Genomic DNA, 16,283 nt, shown 5'->3' with positions numbered 1-16,283 from the left:
GCGGGCGCGGTCAGCGGAAGGAGCCCGCCACGATTCCCTCGACGAAATACCGCTGGGCTGCGAGGAAGATGAGCACGCTGGGGATCAGGGCGATGATCACGCCGGCGAGCACGATGGAGATGCTGCCGGTGCCCATGGTTCCCTGCAGGGTCACCAGACCCAGGGGCAAGGTGAACTTGTCGGTGGACTGCAGGAAGATCAGCGGGCGGAAGAACTCGTTCCAGTAGGCGGAGAAGGTGAGCACCGCCAGGGTCGCCATCGGAGCGCGTGCCATGGGGGCGTAGATGCGGGCGAAGACCTGGAAGTGCGAGGCCCCGTCCACTCGTGCCGCCTCGCCGAGTTCGCGTGGCATCTGCAGGAAGTACTGCCGCATCAGAAAGGTGCCGAAGGCGCCTCCGACGACGGGCAGGACGAGCGCCATGCGGCTGTCGGTCAGGCCCAGGTACCTGATGATCAGGAAGACCGGGATGATGGTCGTCTGGATCGGGACCATCATCGTGGCCAGGATGATGCCGAACAGGGCCTTGTTACCGCGGAAGCGGACCATGGCGAAGGCATAGCCGCTCATCGTCGAGGTGATGAGCTGGCCGAGCACGATGAGGCCGGTGACGAGCGTGCTGTTGAGGAAGAACTTCGTCAGCGGGACCTTGTCGAAGACTGCCTGGTAGTTCGACCAGATCGGATGCGTGGGGATCCACTGTGGCGGCTGGTCGAAGGAGGTGGCCGGGGTCCGCAGCGAGGTGGCCAAGGCCCACACGAGCGGGGCGACGACCAGGACGGCCGCCACGGTCAGCACGGCGAGCGACAGCAGACGTCCGATCGTGAAACGGCGGCGCGGGCGGGGGACGGGAGGTGCGGACTGTTTGCCGAGGACGGCGGTCACGAGTAGAACACCCACTTTCGGCTCGCCGTGAACTGCACGGCTGTGATGACCAGCAGGACAGCGAACAGCAGCACGGAGATGGCCGAGGCGTAGCCGAACTGGAGGTTCTGGAAGGCGGTTTGGTAGACGAGCAGCACGGTGGTGTAGGTCGAGTCGCCGGGGCCACCCTTGGTCATCACGTACGGCTGGTCGAACAGCTGCATCGTGTTGATCAGGCCGACGGTGGAGGCGAACAGGACGGTCGGGCTGATGAGGGGCAGTTTGATCCGCCAGAACAGGCGGGCGGACGAGGCGCCGTCGATCTGCGCGGCCTCCAGGACGTCGCCCGGCAGGGAGGCGAGGGCCGCGACGAAGAGAATGAAGGTGAAGCCCAGCTGCTGCCATACGGCGACCAGCACGATGGTGGCCGTCGCTCCCCCGGTGGAACTCAGCCACGAGACCTCGGGTAGGTGCAGCAGGCCCAGGTAGTAGTTGATGACGCCGAACTGGTCATTGAACACGTACGCCATCACGATCGAGATCGACGCGGCGGAGGCCAGCATCGGCAGGAAGAACGCCGCGCGGAACAGGTTCTGCACGATCTTCGACGCCCGCTGGGCGACCATCAGCGCCAGCCCCAGGCCCAGGGCGACCTGCAGGAAGACGATCAACACAGCGAGGCCGGAGGTCACCAGGAGCGAATGAGTGACCGCCTTGTCGCCGACGAGCGCGTCGAAGTTGTCCAGCCCGACGAACTGAGGGCTGGAGATGCCGTCCCACTTGAACAGGGCGAGGACGAACGAGGCGACGATCGGCACCACGGTGAAGACGACGACCACGAGCAGGGCCGAGGCCACCATGGCGTAGCCGAACAGGGCCTCGCGGCGCGCACGGCGGCTCTGGGCGCGGCGGCGCAGTGCCGTGGCCTCGTCAGCCGGGGGCTGTGGAGGGCGACCGGGCCGCGCACCCGCCGGGGCGGACGCGCGGCCGAGGCTTCGGACAGGCTGCGACATCAGCGCGTCATCCCGTCTTCGCGGCGGTTTCGAGGTCGCTCTGCAGACCGTCGAGGGCCGCCTTCGCCCTGCCCGTGGACATCGCCTGCGTGGTGCGCTTGTTCAGCGCGATGGCCATCGCCTGGTAGTACGGCGGGGCCGGGATCGGAGCGGTGTCGTCGAACTTGGTGAGCGTGTCGTAGAAGACCTGCCAGTTCTTGGGGCCGGTGGTGGCGTACCGCTCGGCCGTCAGCATCGACTTGCGGGCGGGCGTGGTGACGTTGCCCGGAATCAGCAGGTCGATGTTCTTCGGAGTCACCAAGGTCTTGAGGAACTCCCAGGCGAGGTCCTTGTTCTTGGACGACTTCATGATGCCGTAGCCGCCCGAGCCGAACAGGTGGCGCTGCGACTGCCACTTGGGGAAGTACTGCACGTCGAAGGCGTCGTCCGCCATGCCCGCGTTGTGCAGGCCGCCCGCCCAGAATCCGCCGCCGATGGCCATGCCGATCTTGTTGCTCGCGAACAGGCCCTGCAGCGTGCCGCCGCCACCGATGTCGGGTTTGGGTGACAGGCCCTCCTTCTGCAGCTGGATCAGGTAGTCGAGCGATTCGACGACCGGGGCGGAGTTGGCGGTCGGGTCACCCCAGCGCCAGCCGCCCTTGCGGCCGGCCGCGGCGGGGTCGTTCGGATAGAAGGTGTTCCACAGCCAGTCGCCGCCGTCCCACTTGCCCTCGGTCAGCAGGTTGCCGCCGTTGGCGTACATCCAGGACGTCCAGCTGCCCCACAGCCGGACGACCCAGTCGTAGCCCACCGTGTTGCCGTCCTTGGCGGAGATCTTCTTGGCGATGTCGTAGAAGTCGTCCCGGGTCCAGTCGTCGGCCGGGCGGTCCACGCCGACGCTCTTGAACAGGGACGTGTTGTAGAACATGTTTCCGGCGTTGAAGTCGGTCGGCAGTTCGTACAGGTGCCCCTGGTACATCATCGCCTCGACCAGCGCCGGGTGGACGTCGGCGAAGTACGGCTTGAGTTCGGCGGAGTCCCGCTTGACGTAGGCGTCCAGCGGTTCGGCCAGGCCCTTGGCTGCGAACAGTTGCAGGCCCTCGGTGGCGACGCAGGCGATGTCAGGGGCGTTGCCCGCGGACATCTGGGTGAGCAGCTTGCTGAAGAAGTCGTTCCAGTCCGTGCCCGTGGTGCCGGTGAACTTCACCTTCACGCCCGGATGGGCCGCCTCGAACGTCCCGGCCGACTTCGCCATCTTGTCCGCCGATGACTGGTCGGTGAAGATCGCGACGTTCAGCACCTTCGACCCGGAGGAGCCGGAGGACGAACCGGACGAGCAGGCGGAGGCCAGTCCGCCCACACCCGCCAGCGCGGCGGAGGCGGCGCCCGCTCTCAGCAGGCCGCGGCGGCTCATCGGAGCCTTGAAGGTCCCAGAGGACATGTGTGTACCCTCACTGTGTTCGAAGTACTGACAGGAGTGACGACCGATTGCAGCGGTCGCCTGTCGTCGTGCGAATGCTTCGCCGTCCCGGGTTCAGAGCCGGGGCGGCGAAGTGACCGATGCCCGCGCCACCAGCGGGCAATGCAGCATTTCCTGGATGACCGGGCCCGGTGGCAGGCCCGGCGTTCCGGTGAGCGCGAGCAGTTGGGTGACCGCCCGCGCACCCATCTCGTAGTGCGGGAGCTGGACGGTGCTCAGCGCCGGGTGGAGCGCCTCGGAGACCAGTTCCTGGTTGTCGAATCCCACGACCGACAGGTCATCGGGGATGGAAAGACCCAGCTCGGCGGCGGCCCGGTAGGCCCCGGCAGCCATACGGTCGTTGAAGCAGAACAACGCCGTCGGACGCTGATCCAGCGTCAGGAGCCGCCGCGCGGCCCGGTACCCCGCGGCCACATCAACAGCGACTGAGCCGAGAGTCGCCACCGCCTCGGCGGTGACCAGGGAGGGATCGTAGACGACACCGGCCTCGGCCAGCGCCTTGCGGTAGCCCTCGATGCGTCCGTGCAGAGCGGGAATGTCCGCCGTTCCCACGGTCATACCGATCCTGCGGTGTCCGTGCTCGATCAGCTCCCGCGCCGCCGTGTACCCGCCCTGAACCTCGTCGGGCACCACGAAGGGCACCGCTGGGTCGTCGCAGCGTGCGTCCAGCAGCACGGTCGGCGTCGAGCGCAGGCTCTCCGGCAGGCGTACGACCCGGTGGTACATGGCGGCATACAGCACGCCGTCGACCTGACGCTGCAGCAGCATCTCGATGCTCCGGCGCTCCAGTTCCTCATCCCCACCGGTGTTGACCAGCAGCAGCACCATCCCCTGGGCAGCCGCGGCCTCCTGCGCGCCGAGGATGATCCGGCCCGCGTTCGGCGTGGTGGCGATCTCGTCGCTGATGAAGCCGATGGTCTGCGAACGCTGCGTTCGCAGACCCCGGGCCAGGCCGTTCGGCGCGTACCCGAGCTCCTCGGCGATCCGTAGAACCCGCTGCCGGGTCTCCGCACTGGCCCTCTTGCCCTCCACCCGGTTGAGGATGTGCGACACCGTCGCGACGGACACACCTGCCGCCGCGGCCACGTCTTTGATCCCTGTCCGGCGCGCCATCGCCCCTGCCCAAAGTGTTGGATAACGGGTTGGCTAATCGTTTAGTCAACCGTGTGCACATGAGGGTGCCCCCGGCCAAAGCCGCTGTCAATGGCTCGCTACGAACTCATTGCCGCATCATGTCCACGCCCAGTTCCCGGCCCACATCGTGGTGAACACCTTCGGGCTTGGTGGGCCCATGGGGGTACATCCCGGCCACATGGAGCCGCCAGGTCCTCCGGCTCGGCCCCGACGAGGCTCACCTCGGCGATCAGCCGAATCACCCCCGGCGGCACGTGCCACCCGTCCACCCGCAGGCCGGGCCCGCTCATGGCGTAGTCGGCCGTGGCCGAGCCCGCTAACGTGGCACAGGCGAGAGGGGGAAAGCGATGCGCCTGCCCGACGGGGAGCGAGTCTTCCTGGTGCTGGTGGTCTTCGCACCGGAGAGCGGGTTCCTGGCCGCCTGGTTCACGGCCATAGTCATGGAAGGCCCTATGGATCGGCGACCCACGGCGTCACTGCTGTGGACGGTCGGGCTTTCGGTCTTCGTGTTCGTCGCCTGTCTGGTCTGGTACCTGACCGGCCGTCCGCACCAGAACGCCTCGGGGCCCAGATCACTCGGTGAGGCGGAGAGCGCCTGGGCCGCCGAGGAGGGTGGCGGTGGCGCCGACAGCTGCGGCAGCGGGGGTGGCGACTGACGCCCCCGCAGCGTTTTCCGCGGTCCCGCAATGGGGCCGCCGGCCTCCGGCCAGGTATGACTGCGCCCCTGTCGAAGGCATGAGAATGCCGTTGGTTTTGAGGCTGTCGGTCGGTTGGTTCGTTCGTTCGGCCGTTGCCCGGTCGGCGTGGTGCTTCATCGGCGTCCGCCAGTTCATGGCGACCTATCACCTGAACATGATCCACCAGTCACACAGGCAGCGCCTGCCCCGCTACGGCAGCAGCGGATTCGCCGGCTGCGATCCGTGCCCGCCGAGACAGAGCTTCATGGCGCACTGGTCTTCGGCCTCGATGAACACCTGCTGCCCCCAATGAGCACTGAGACGGTGTGCGACATCGACCAGTCTGCGACGTTCCTCCGGCGAGTATGCAGGGAACCGGACCCAGCCTCGTTCGGCGATGACGCTGCCGAGATCGCTGAACAGCACCGCCCGCGCGCGCTGCTCTTCCTCCTCGGTCAACGGCGTGGAGCCGCCTTCCCCGGGCTGCACCCGAACGTTGAACAGGTCTCGGATCACAGGCTTCTCACAGTTCGTCGGGTCTTGTTCCGGAGAGGGTATCGACGCAGTCAGTGACCATGGCTGTTGGAACATCCGAGCATCTCCCCGCACCGGCATGCTCCGCCGCGCGGCCTACGACACCGGATGCTACGGGTCTCACCGAGGCCACTCTGGCGACAGCTCCTATCGTCCTGGCCTCCGAGCGGCGGCCGTCGGAGACGTCGCAGCCGGGGGCCTGTGAGCCATCGCGCCACCAGCGGTGAGGCGGCGTCAGAAGTTGTCCACGAGCCAGGTCGCCGCGACCAGCATCACCGCGGCAGAGGCCAGCACCACGATCGCCTCCGCGACCCGACGGGGAATCCTGTTCATCGCGTCCCACCTCACCTCGGGGCCTGGCAGGTTACTACCCCGAGATGCGGTGCCCACCCGCGTCCACATGCCCGCAGGTCCGCAGGTCCGCAGGTCCGCAGGTCCGCCTGGATGAATCCGCCCGATTCGGGTAGCCCAGCCACACGGCGACCCCGAAGGTGGAGTTCCATGACCTCTGCGAGAGCACGCGTGGCCTCGGCGGTGACGGGGGCGCACGCGAGACGACACGGCCACCCGCCTCCGATTCGTCCGGCCCAACGCCGACCGACAGGCCCCCTTCGGTCTCCGTGTCATACCGGTGGACGCGCCTGTCACGAGTGCCACCGGTCGGGCCGTTGTTGTCATTGCGAGGGCGGGCGGTTGGGCAAGTGGTCTTCGGTAGTGAGAGCAAGAATTGCATTGAGGGAAGTGCAAGCGGTGAGCGGTGAGCGGTGGATCATCGAGGTGGCCGGGGGTGAAGGGGCCCGGAGGTGCCCCAGTTCGGTCAACCGTGATGTGCAGGGCGGACCATCAAGAACTACAGCTGCCGGGACTGACTCGCATGCCGTAGTCGGCAGGTACCGGCGACGTTCAACAGCCGCCCCGTGGTCTCCATCGACATCTCCACCGTTACCTCCACTGGAGACAACCTGCTGTCAACGGCGGCGGCGCTCCACATTTCGTACGGCTTCGCCGTCATCGCCGCCTCGACACGCGTCGGCTGTTCGGCCCGTCGCACCGTTCCGCATGTGTCCCGACACTGGCGTCAGCAACGGCCTTGAGGCGATGAACCGCCGATCAGGACGAGGTCACCACATCGACCCTGTCTACTCGCTCGGGCTACCTCCGATTCGCCCGGCGGCGAGTGCTCGCGCGTACGTCTCACGATTCAGCAGAGGGAGCTCGCCAGTGGCGTCCGTGGCGGCGATGTATTCAAGCATCCGCCTCTGAGCTTCCTTCGATTGATCTCTGACCAGGAACTCGGCGTGCTCGAGCTGCAAGCCGTTCTCGAGCGACAGGGAGCTGCCGAAGTAGATGGATCGCTTGATGGCTCCGAGAGATTTCTTCGAGCGCAGGCTCAGATACTCTGCGCGCTCGATCGACCGTGCGAGGACCTTTTCCTGTGGCACCACTTCGTCGACCGCACCGAGCGAGAGAGCCTCTGCAGGCGTGAACGGCCTGCCTTCGAGAACGGCGACCAACGTCTGCTGCCTACCGATCAGACGAGGCAGTCGCTGAGAGCCGCCGCCACCCGGTGTCAGTGCGAGCAGGACTTCTGTCAGGCCGATGACATACTCCCCGTCTGCCATGATGCGCAGATCGCAGGCAAATGCCAGTTCCGCGCCGACGGCAAGTGCCGAACCGTTGAGTGCCGCGACGAAGATGGTGCCGCTTGCATTCATCTTCAGGAAGGTGGCATGGAAGCTGTCGAGCTGCAGAAGTGTCTTGAGCCGGGTCATCCCCGCGAGCGTTCTGACAACCGGCACCCTGTTGATGAGCCTCGCCGTGCGCGCTACGAGCTTGGCGATGCGCGTGTTGATCGGCGGGAATCCAGTGCCACCTTGTTGTAGCCAGCGCACATCAGAGTGGCTCAGGAAGCGGTCCGGATGCGTACCGGTGAAGACGACCGCGCGAATGTCCGGATCGCGGTCTGCACGATCGACGAGTTCTTTCAGCTGCTTGGTGATCTCGGGATCGAACAACGCATGCGGGCCTCCGTCGATACGAGCGACAAGCACCCCGGCGTGGCCCTCGACCGCAATGTGTCCTGCGGGCTGCGGGCTACTTCGCGACGTGTCCATATGGTCCTCCGGTGAGTTGGCTGTGGTCGACGGTTTCCGGCGCTCGCGCGGGTCACGCTCCTCCTGGAGACGGCGACGCATTCTGTGCGCAGGAGGCGTGCCGGCCCGGCGGTCCGGTCCTTGCTTCGGGTTTCGATGACCGCGGTCGCCATGGAGTCTCCCGCGGTGCGCGCGAGTGCGCTGACCAGGCCCGACTCTAGGGACAGCGAGCTGCAAGCGAATCGGTCATCGTATCCGTCACGGAGATGGCGAAGTTCGGAACGCAGGTAGCACGAGGGCTCCGGCGGCAGCAGCCATGAAGCTTTCAAGCAAAGGGACCTTTACGGACGGCGCCAGCAGCAGGCCGCCCACCGCGCGCCGCAGGCCGCCGGATCGACGCCTCCCCGGAGCACTCCACCGCCGCCATGGTCACCATGCTGTTCGACCAGGCCGAAAGGCGCGACCCGACGCACGACCGCCGCTGGATCGTGCTGGTCGACGGCGCCAACCACCAGCTGGAATGCCTGGAAAGAGAAGCCGCCGGACGCGGCGTGGACATCGACATCATCGTCGACTCGTGCACGTGCTCGAATACCTGTGGAAGGCCGCCGAGGACCTGCACCCCGCCCAGCCCGCCCGTGCCGCCTTCGTTCAGGCCACAGCCCGCGACCTGCTGGAGGACCACGCCCCGCGCGTGGTCGCCGACCTGCACGCCTACCAGCGCGCCCGCACCGAACAGGACCGCGCCGCCCCCGGACCGGAACGCGCCGCCGCCTACCTGAAGGCCAATCAGCCCTACCTGAACTACCACATCGCCCTCACCCTGGGCCGGCCGATCGCCAGCGGCGTCATCGAGGGCTGCTGCCGCTACCTCGCGGCAAGCTTGAGGTTCTTCGCGGCGGCGATGCGCTCGGGGGTCAGGTACGCGGGCCAGAACGCTGCGAGATCACCACGTCCGCGTCGGCCAGCTCCCGGTCGAAGACGGAGCCGTCGCCGTCCTTGTCCGAGGTGACGACGAGGGTGTGCCCGGCCTTCTCCAGGAAGGCGCGCAGGCCGAGTTCACCGGAGACGCTGCCGAGCAGGTGACCCGGGGTGAAGTCGACCCGTGGCCAGAAGCTGTCCAACAAGGCATTGGCCGCAGTGCGGGCCCCGGTCGAGCACGGCTTCGCCCATCTGAAGAACTGGCGCGTCCTCGGCAAGGTCCGCACGAATCCGAGGTGGGCGACCGCGCTGGTCCGGGCCCTGCTGGTGCTGACGAACCGGGAAGTCGCCCGCTGACGGATGATCTTGTCGGTGGACTACCGCCCCGGACCTGCCCGAGCCTCCCCACGCCTACGCACACCAGGCCGACTGACGTGCGGTTTTCACGATGCACCGCGCTCAATAGCCGCGCAACTGCACAGACAACAGGTCTTACTCAGGCTGGAGTTGAGTACGTGCGCTCATACCTGGTGCTGGCTGCGCGATCAGAATTGGCGCAACGGCGCAGCCGAGAGCGCCGGTGTGATCCAGCTGAGTCTGTTAGGGGAATTTTCTTATGTCGCGTCGTATCGTTTTCTCCGTGGCTGCCGGTGTCATCGCCCTCGGAGGTGCCGGTGCCTTCGCTCTCGCCTACGCCGGGGAACAGCCTCCGGTGCTGTCGCACAGCACGGCCCGCTACACGGCCCCCGACGGCGACCGCGGTGGCTCGTTCACCTTCACCACTGACGTCACGGCGTCCTCCGGCGTCAAGAGCGTGAAGGTCCTGGCGTGGCCGGCGAGCTCGCCCTTCGCGCAGAAGGGGCTGACCGCCAAGGACATGGCCGCCGTGGAGTCGGCCGTCTGCAAGCCGTCCGGTGAGGACACCGTGCGCTGCACCTACAAGGTAACCGTCACCCGCGCCGAAGCCGACGGGTCCCCGCGTGGCCTGTGGCACGTCGCCGTCCTGGCCACAGCCAAGGACGGCGACACGACGCTGGACCCCAAGGCGACCGACTTCACCGTGGTGTGATCCACACGCGCATGTGATTGTGGCGCGCGCGGTTGGGGCCACGTGCGCTCTCCTTTCCAGGGCTGAAGGAAAGCAGGTCGTGATGCCGGAGAACGAGCCGTGGCGGATGTCGGTCGACGGTGACGAGTTCGAGGTCAGCCAGCCGGACGGCAGGCCGGGCTCCTACAACTTCGCCTGGCTGACCGGGCCCGACCCCCAGTACGGGTTCGGGTTCAGCACCCGCCCTCCGGCGCAGTCCACCACGGACCATCTCGAGGAGGTCATCCGGGAGTTCCTCTCGCAGGTGGACCCCGACACCGGACACATCGAGTGATCACCACTCCGGGACTGCACCACGTGCTGCTCGTCCTTCTCCAACGCGCCGGGCGGGAGCGGTGACGCTCGCAGTCGACGCGAGATGCCGGGGGCGCAGTGCTGCCCATCTTTTTGAAGGCGTGGGAGTCGTCGCACTCTTCATTTACGGCGTGGGAATCGGAGTTGACTACACACCAGACCCGTGACCTGCGAATTCACGATGCACACCACTCACTGGGCAGGCCGCGCGCCTGCTGAGGGCAAGTCAGAGCTCCCGCTGGCCCAGGACCGGGGGGCGGCCGGCCCTTGACGGAGCCAGGGTGACGGATCAGCCGAGGGTGAGCAGTTCCTCGTAGAAGCCTCCGAACTCCCGTTCCTGGTCGATGAGATGGATCTCCAGGATCCAGTGGCAGGAGCGCCCTGCCTTGTCGGTGCGCCGCAGTGGGGTGTCGTTGGCGGGGGCGATGTACGACTCCGTGTCCGCGCCGTCGATCCACTCGTGCGGGAACTCTCCCACCAGGTGCCCGGCGTGCCAGCCGCCCAGCTCCCACCCGGCTTCCTTCGCGAGCCGCTCGACCTCGGCGTACAGCCGTGCGCCGGTGATGTCCGGGTCGGCTTCGAAGATGCGGCGGCCGGCCTCGAAGACCTTCGGCAGGTCGTCGCGCAGCCGGTGCTTGACCGGGTCGTCGCCCAGCACGAACGTCCGGCCGAAGTCGGCCTCGTACTCCGCGAAGATCGGCCCGAGGTCGGCGAACACGATGTCGTCCGCGCCCATGACCCGGTCCGGTGGATTCTCCCGGTAGGGCTTCAGCGTGTTGGGTCCGGAGCGGACGATCCGCTTGTGCCAGTGCCGGGTCGTGCCGAACAGCTCGTTCGCCAGGTCCCGGACGCGGTCGCTGACCGCCCGCTCCCCCTCACCCGGCGCGACGAGCCCGCGCTTCTCGATCTCCGTGAAGAGTTGTTCGGCCTTGGCCTGGGCGTCCAGCAGTCGGGCCGCGCGCGTGCGTTCGTCGTCCGCCATGGGCCCGAAGGTAGGCTGCCAGATCGTTTCTCGGCAACCGAGAACAGCCACGGGGAGAGATGGGTGTGCTGCACGTGCCCGAGACGATGCGCGACAAGCTCAGCTCGGTTCCGGTCTTCGCGAACGTGGGTGACGGCCGTTTCCAGGAGCACGGCCTCCCGGACAACCCGTTGTCCGCGATCGGCGAATGGATCCTCGCAGCCGGCGCTGCGGGCCGGCCGGAACCGCACGCCATGAGCCTGTGCACGGTCGATGTGTCAGGGTGCCGTCCAGCCGGGTCCTGATCGTCAAGGACATCGACGACGACCGCCTGTTCTTCGCGACTCGTCGAAACATGGCACAGCGGATCTCCTTCCACCGCGCAGAGGCTCCGCCCGCGCAGGCTCTGCGGCGGGTGCCGTTGTCCGCCGAGGGAGCTACGCGCAGGTGTCCACCATGAGGTGACGATTCCGGGCCGTTACCGGCGAACTCGATGTCGCCGAGTTCGGCAGCAGCGGCCCACAGTGGCCCGGCTCGACACCGGATGCCCGCCGGTCTGCGGAAACGAAGACCAGGTGCCACCACACCCGCGTCCCGAGCCACGCGACGACCATCCCGACCGCGGCCCGACTGGAGTACCGGCCCGCCCCCGCGGGACATACCGGCCCGACATGACGGGTACGGCCGTGAAGCCAGTGACGCGGCGGGAGGGCCGCGTCACCGGCGGGTCGGGACGGCCGTACAACGGGCCCTGGCTGCTACGAAGAGATGACCTTGCCCTGCCGGGCGTTGCGTGCCAGCCGCTCGCGGACCAGCGCGAAGGCCACCACGGCCCCGGCCACCAAGGTGGACAGGACGACCTGGTCGCGGCCGCCGCCGTCGGCGGTGTCGGTCAGCATGTAGACCAGAACGAACGTGATCATCGCGATGGTGACCCAGGTCAGATACGGGTAGAGCCACATCCTGACGACCAGCTTGTCCGGCGACTCCCGCTGGATGATCTTACGCATCCGCAGCTGGGAGAAGCAGATCACCAGCCAGACGAAGAGGGCTATCGCGCCGGAGGAGTTCAGTAGGAACTGGAAAACCGTGTCCGGCCAGAGGTAGTTGAAGGCGACGGCGACAAAGCCGAAGACCACCGAGGCCAGGATGGCCGCATGCGGGACTCCGCGCCCGCTGGTGCGGGCGAAGGCGGCCGGGGCGTCGCTGCGACGGCCGAGCGAGAACGCCATCCGGGACGCGGTGTAGAGGCCGGAGTTGAGACAGGACAGCACGGAGGTGAGCACGATGGCGTTCATGATCTCGCCGGCGTGCGGGATGCCGACGGAGTTCAGCGCGGCGACGTACGAGCCGTCCTTGAGGATCGCCGGGTCGTCCCAGCGCAGCAGCGACACCACGACCAGGATCGAGCCCAGGTAGAACACCGCGATCCGCCAGATCACGCTGTTGGTGGCCTTGGTGACCGCGGCCTGCGGGTCCTCGGTCTCACCGGCGGCCAGGGTGACGATCTCGCTGCCCATGAAGGAGAAGACCACCATCAGGATGCCGGTGAGAATCGCCCCCGGCCCGTTGGGCAGGAACCCGCCGTGCTCGGTCAGGTTGGAGAAGCCGGATGCCGGGTGGTCCGAGCCGGGCAGCAGGCCGAAGATCGCGAGTCCACCGATCACGATGAACGCGGCGATGGCGACGACCTTGATACCGGCGAACCAGAACTCGAACTCGCCGTAGGAGCCGACGGAGACGAGGTTGGTGGCGGTGAGGACGACCATGACGAGCAGGGCCCAGCCCCACTGCGGGACCGCAGGGATCCATCCGGCCAGGATCTTGGCGCCGGCGGTCGCCTCGACGGCGAGCACCACGACCCAGAAGAACCAGTACAGCCAGCCGATGGTGAAGCCGGCCCAGCGACCCAGCGCACGGTCCGCGTAGGCGGAGAACGAGCCGGAGGTGGGGTTGGCCGCGGCCATCTCACCGAGCATCCGCATGACGAGGACGACGAGGGTGCCGACGAGCAGGTAGGAGATCAGGATGCCGGGACCGGCGGCGGCGATGCCCGATCCGGAGCCGACGAACAGGCCGGCACCGATGACACCACCGATCGCGATCATCGACAGGTGACGGTTCTTCAGTCCGGCTTGCAGGCCGGATCCTTCTGAGGCGCTCTCGGTGGTGGTCACCGGATCGGGGGCGGGACGCGGGGCTTGTGTAGTCATCTCGACATCCAGGAGGCAGGTGGGGACGAGGGAAGGTGCCGGCGGGATCGGGCGGGGTCGCCGCGTGGATGCCGCCGGGCGGGGTGTGCGGGGTGCCGGGTAACGGTGCTGGTGGCGATCACGGTCGGTGGGAGGGCATGGTGGACCGTGGCCTCCGGGTCCGGTGCCTGCTGGACCGGTCGAACCGGCGGCGTTCAGGAAAATAGTTCAGAACGATCGAATAAAACAAGGGGTCCAGTCGTCCACCCCATGGCGTCAACGCGCCTTCCCCGGGGCACGCATGCCTCGCACCCGCCCCCTCTCGCCCCGTCGACGGACCCCGGCGGCGGGCCCGCTGGGGCATAAATCCCCAGGTCAGGGCTATGGCGAGCCGACCGCCACCCCTGCCCCTCCTCCGCCTCCCGGACCGGTCGCGGCAGGGTCTTGTTTAACTGTTCACCTTGCTCTAATTTTTCCTGCATCGCGACCCGCTCCTCCCGTCGCGACGCCCGTACCGCGCCATGCCGTGCCCCGGCTGTTCCGGGCCGATTCGGAACCTCCTCGGGAGTCCCCATGCACCACACAGTGGCGTCGTCGCCGGAACCACCGGCGGACCTCCCCCCTCACCGAGCGCGAGCTCGCCCTCGGCGCCGACCCGGCGCACCGCACGAGGGCCGTCGTGGGCAGCGACGGCGATCAGCAGGCCGTTAGGGTGGCGCCGTGGCGAATGCAGCGGGCAAGTTCGGGCCTTACAAACCGCCAGGCCCGGCCCAGACGACATCGGTCACCGGCGTGGGACACGCCCGCGCCCTGCCCGGCGGGGGCCAGAGCGGATCCGATCTCGTCCGGTCACGGATCGCACTGCGGGTACGCCTGCGATCCGTGCAGCCTGGAGACCGGCTGCCGGACGCCGGGGTCCTCGCCGAGGAGCTGGGAATCGGCGAGATCACCGTGCGCCGCGCGCTGGAGGGCATGTGCCAGGAGGGCCTGCTCGACCGCCGGCGCGGACGGGCGGGCGGAACCTTCGTCGCGCAGGACTGGGCCACCGTCGTAGCCCTCACCCACGACCTCAAGGAGGCGGCTTCGCTGGACGCCTTCCACCTCCTGCTCGAATGCGGCCTCGTGGCGCACAGTTCGGGAGAGGTCCCGGCCGAACGGCTGGACGGGCTCCGGGCACTGGTCGAGGAGATGGAACAGACCGACGACCCGGCACGCCTGGCCGAGCTGGAGACCCGATTCCACCTGGACCTCGCGGTGGCGCTCGGCGGCGCCGGAATCCGTGAGTTCGCCGCCGATCTGCTCGGCCGGCTGTGCCTGCTGCTGCCCGCGCCGGAACCCGCGGTCGTACGGGCGCAGAACCGCTGCCACGCCGAACTTCTCACCGAACTCGGGCGGGGTGCGACCGATCCGGCCGTGCAGGCGGTGAAGGCACACCACCGTTTCCGGCACCGCTGACGCCCGGTCCGCGACGGCCCGGCTGTCGAGAACCCGCGCATCCATCACGCCGCCACCGCACGAGGAGTTGCCGCCATGCCCAACCCCGGAGCCGGCCCGTTGTCCCCGCCGGGTCCCGTCGGCGGCGCGCCGCAGCGGCTGCGCGGCGGCGTCCTCGGCATGGCGGACATCGCCGCCGCCACGATGGCCAACGTCGGCCCGGCCATGAGCTTCTTCTTCGGTTTCGCCTTCCTGGCCACCACCGCGGGAGTGGCGTCACCGCTGACCATCCTGGCCGCGGGCATCGCGGTGGCGCTCCTCGGCAACACGCTGGCGGAGTTCTCCCGGGCGCACCCCTCGGCGGGCAGCTTCATCACCTTCGTCGGCAAGACCTTCGGGCCGGTCAGCGCGGTGACCACGGCGCTGCTGGCGGCGCTGGGCTACATCATCGCGATGGCCGGCGTCATCTCGATCTCCGGCGGGTTCGTGCAGATCACCCTGCGCCACTACACCGGCGTAGACCTGCCGTGGATCATCTGGACGCTGCTGCTCACCGGGCTGGCCGTGACGCTGATGCTGCGCGGGGTGGTGGTCTCCACCAAGTGGGCCGGCTACTTCTTCGGCGCGGAGATGCTGGTGCTGGTCGTGGTCTCGGTCGCCGCGCTGGTGGAACACCGCGGCGAGCTGTCCTTCGACCCGTTCCTGCCCAGCCACATCAGCGACGGCTTCACGGGGCTGGCGGCCGGCTTCCCGCTGGCGGTGTACCTGTTCATCGGCTGGGAGAACTCGGCGGCACTCGCCGAGGAGACGGAGAATCCGCGTCACAACGTCGGCCGCGCGGTGTTCTCCTCCGTCGCAATCATGACGGTGAGTTACATCCTCTTCGCCTACTCCACGGTGACGGGCTTCGGCTACGACGTGACCCGACTCGGCGCCTCCCGGATCCCCTTCATCGAGGTGGCCCACCACACCCTCGGCGCGCTGGCGTTCCTCGCCTACCTCGGCGGACTGACCTCCACCCTCGGCGTGCTGATCGCCGGCATCAACTCCCAGGCCCGCCTGGTGTTCAACGCCGGACGCGAGGGGCTGCTCCCCTCTTTCTTCGGTTACGTGCACCCCATCCGCCGCACACCGAACAAGGCGATCATCACCTTCACCGCCACCGCTCTGCTGATCATCGGCGGCTGGGCCCTGGGCCACCTGCTGGGGTCCTCCGGCGACTCGATGAACCCGGTGGTCTTCTTCACCGAGTCATCGACTCTCGGCGCCATCCTGATCCTGCTGGTCTACCTCGCGTCCAACATCGCCCTGCCGCTGTACTACCGCAGGTACCGGCCGCAGGAGTTCCGGGTGGTCCGCCACCTGGTACTGCCCGCGCTCGGTACGGTGGCCATCCTGATCCCGCTCTACTACCTCGCCAAGCCGGGCCAGCCCGCGCCTTACAACTGGTTCCCCTACGTGGCGGTCGCCGCCCTGCTCGCCGCCGTCGGCTACGCGGCCCTCCTGGTCCGACGCGACCCGACTCTGGCCGAACGCGTCGGCTCCATCGTGGCCGACGCGGACTGAGCACTCACGGCCGGCGAGAGCACAGACTCGACGAG

General features: G+C 67.9%; 15 protein-coding genes and 2 pseudogenes. 7 read left to right on the top strand and 10 right to left on the bottom strand.

Going from position 1 to position 16,283, the window contains the following annotated elements; translation table 11 throughout:
• Positions 1 to 10: 10 nt before the first annotated feature.
• From OG622_RS34240 to OG622_RS34225, 4 genes are all read right to left on the bottom strand, one after another.
• Positions 11 to 883, bottom strand: a complete 873-nt coding sequence (locus OG622_RS34240; RefSeq protein WP_371580491.1) for a carbohydrate ABC transporter permease — start codon at positions 881 to 883, stop codon at positions 11 to 13.
• Positions 880 to 1,875 (bottom strand): carbohydrate ABC transporter permease, encoded by a 996-nt coding sequence (locus OG622_RS34235; RefSeq protein ID WP_371580490.1) that lies wholly within the window; start codon positions 1,873 to 1,875, stop codon positions 880 to 882. Before OG622_RS34235 ends, OG622_RS34240 begins: the two co-directional genes overlap by 4 nt.
• Before the next feature lie 7 nt (positions 1,876 to 1,882).
• Positions 1,883 to 3,295, bottom strand: coding sequence for a sugar ABC transporter substrate-binding protein (locus OG622_RS34230; RefSeq protein ID WP_371580489.1), 1,413 nt, complete (start codon positions 3,293 to 3,295; stop codon positions 1,883 to 1,885).
• Positions 3,296 to 3,388: 93 nt separating this feature from the next.
• Complete coding sequence (locus OG622_RS34225) at positions 3,389 to 4,420, bottom strand: LacI family DNA-binding transcriptional regulator (RefSeq protein ID WP_371580488.1); 1,032 nt, start codon at positions 4,418 to 4,420, stop codon at positions 3,389 to 3,391.
• Between the two features lie 395 nt (positions 4,421 to 4,815).
• Here OG622_RS34225 and OG622_RS34220 point away from each other — a divergent pair, with 395 nt between their 5' ends.
• Positions 4,816 to 5,124 carry a hypothetical protein gene (locus OG622_RS34220; protein ID WP_371580487.1) on the top strand — a complete coding sequence of 103 codons (309 nt, stop codon included), beginning with the start codon at positions 4,816 to 4,818 and terminating at the stop codon, positions 5,122 to 5,124.
• A gap of 231 nt (positions 5,125 to 5,355) precedes the next feature.
• Here the strand turns inward: OG622_RS34220 and OG622_RS34215 are convergent, their stop codons facing one another.
• From OG622_RS34215 to OG622_RS34200, 4 genes and pseudogenes are all read right to left on the bottom strand, one after another.
• On the bottom strand, positions 5,356 to 5,661 hold the full coding sequence (locus OG622_RS34215; protein WP_371580486.1) for a hypothetical protein: 306 nt from the start codon (positions 5,659 to 5,661) through the stop codon (positions 5,356 to 5,358).
• A 1,157-nt stretch (positions 5,662 to 6,818) separates the two neighbouring features.
• Positions 6,819 to 7,793, bottom strand: coding sequence for an enoyl-CoA hydratase/isomerase family protein (locus tag OG622_RS34210; RefSeq protein WP_371580485.1), 975 nt, complete (start codon positions 7,791 to 7,793; stop codon positions 6,819 to 6,821).
• Positions 7,794 to 8,097: 304 nt separating this feature from the next.
• Positions 8,098 to 8,583: a hypothetical protein gene (locus tag OG622_RS34205; protein WP_371580484.1), complete on the bottom strand. Its 486-nt coding sequence runs from the start codon at positions 8,581 to 8,583 to the stop codon at positions 8,098 to 8,100.
• 65 nt (positions 8,584 to 8,648) lie between these two features.
• Positions 8,649 to 8,875 (bottom strand): annotated as a pseudogene (locus tag OG622_RS34200) (NAD-dependent formate dehydrogenase); the annotation flags it as partial.
• On the opposite strand from OG622_RS34200, the pseudogene OG622_RS34195 reads away from it, so the two are divergent.
• The 3 genes and pseudogenes from OG622_RS34195 to OG622_RS34185 form a co-directional block, all read left to right on the top strand.
• Positions 8,874 to 9,050: pseudogene (locus tag OG622_RS34195) on the top strand (transposase family protein); the annotation flags it as partial. The pseudogenes OG622_RS34200 and OG622_RS34195 sit on opposite strands and share 2 nt — an antisense overlap.
• Positions 9,051 to 9,309: 259 nt before the next feature.
• Positions 9,310 to 9,762 carry a DUF5707 domain-containing protein gene (locus tag OG622_RS34190; RefSeq protein WP_371580483.1) on the top strand — a complete coding sequence of 151 codons (453 nt, stop codon included), beginning with the start codon at positions 9,310 to 9,312 and terminating at the stop codon, positions 9,760 to 9,762.
• Between the two features lie 82 nt (positions 9,763 to 9,844).
• Positions 9,845 to 10,075, top strand: a complete 231-nt coding sequence (locus OG622_RS34185) for a hypothetical protein (RefSeq protein ID WP_371580482.1) — start codon at positions 9,845 to 9,847, stop codon at positions 10,073 to 10,075.
• A 309-nt stretch (positions 10,076 to 10,384) separates the two neighbouring features.
• Here OG622_RS34185 and OG622_RS34180 read toward each other — a convergent pair whose 3' ends face one another.
• The gene (locus OG622_RS34180) at positions 10,385 to 11,077 is read right to left on the bottom strand and encodes a M24 family metallopeptidase (protein ID WP_371580481.1); all 693 of its coding nucleotides are present in this window, start codon (positions 11,075 to 11,077) and stop codon (positions 10,385 to 10,387) included.
• 59 nt (positions 11,078 to 11,136) lie between these two features.
• On the opposite strand from OG622_RS34180, the gene OG622_RS34175 reads away from it, so the two are divergent.
• Positions 11,137 to 11,361 (top strand): hypothetical protein, encoded by a 225-nt coding sequence (locus tag OG622_RS34175; protein ID WP_371580480.1) that lies wholly within the window; start codon positions 11,137 to 11,139, stop codon positions 11,359 to 11,361.
• A 453-nt stretch (positions 11,362 to 11,814) separates the two neighbouring features.
• Here the strand turns inward: OG622_RS34175 and OG622_RS34170 are convergent, their stop codons facing one another.
• Positions 11,815 to 13,269, bottom strand: a complete 1,455-nt coding sequence (locus OG622_RS34170; RefSeq protein ID WP_371580478.1) for an amino acid permease — start codon at positions 13,267 to 13,269, stop codon at positions 11,815 to 11,817.
• Positions 13,270 to 13,968: 699 nt separating this feature from the next.
• On the opposite strand from OG622_RS34170, the gene OG622_RS34165 reads away from it, so the two are divergent.
• Both OG622_RS34165 and OG622_RS34160 read left to right on the top strand, forming a co-directional pair.
• Positions 13,969 to 14,703: a FadR/GntR family transcriptional regulator gene (locus OG622_RS34165; RefSeq protein ID WP_371580477.1), complete on the top strand. Its 735-nt coding sequence runs from the start codon at positions 13,969 to 13,971 to the stop codon at positions 14,701 to 14,703.
• 75 nt (positions 14,704 to 14,778) lie between these two features.
• Positions 14,779 to 16,248: an APC family permease gene (locus tag OG622_RS34160; protein WP_371580476.1), complete on the top strand. Its 1,470-nt coding sequence runs from the start codon at positions 14,779 to 14,781 to the stop codon at positions 16,246 to 16,248.
• Positions 16,249 to 16,283 lie beyond the last annotated feature (35 nt).

This window comes from Streptomyces sp. NBC_01314 (assembly GCF_041435215.1).
In the GTDB taxonomy this organism is placed as follows: Bacteria; Actinomycetota; Actinomycetes; order Streptomycetales; family Streptomycetaceae; genus Streptomyces.
This window is presented reverse-complemented; position numbering and strand designations above follow the sequence as displayed.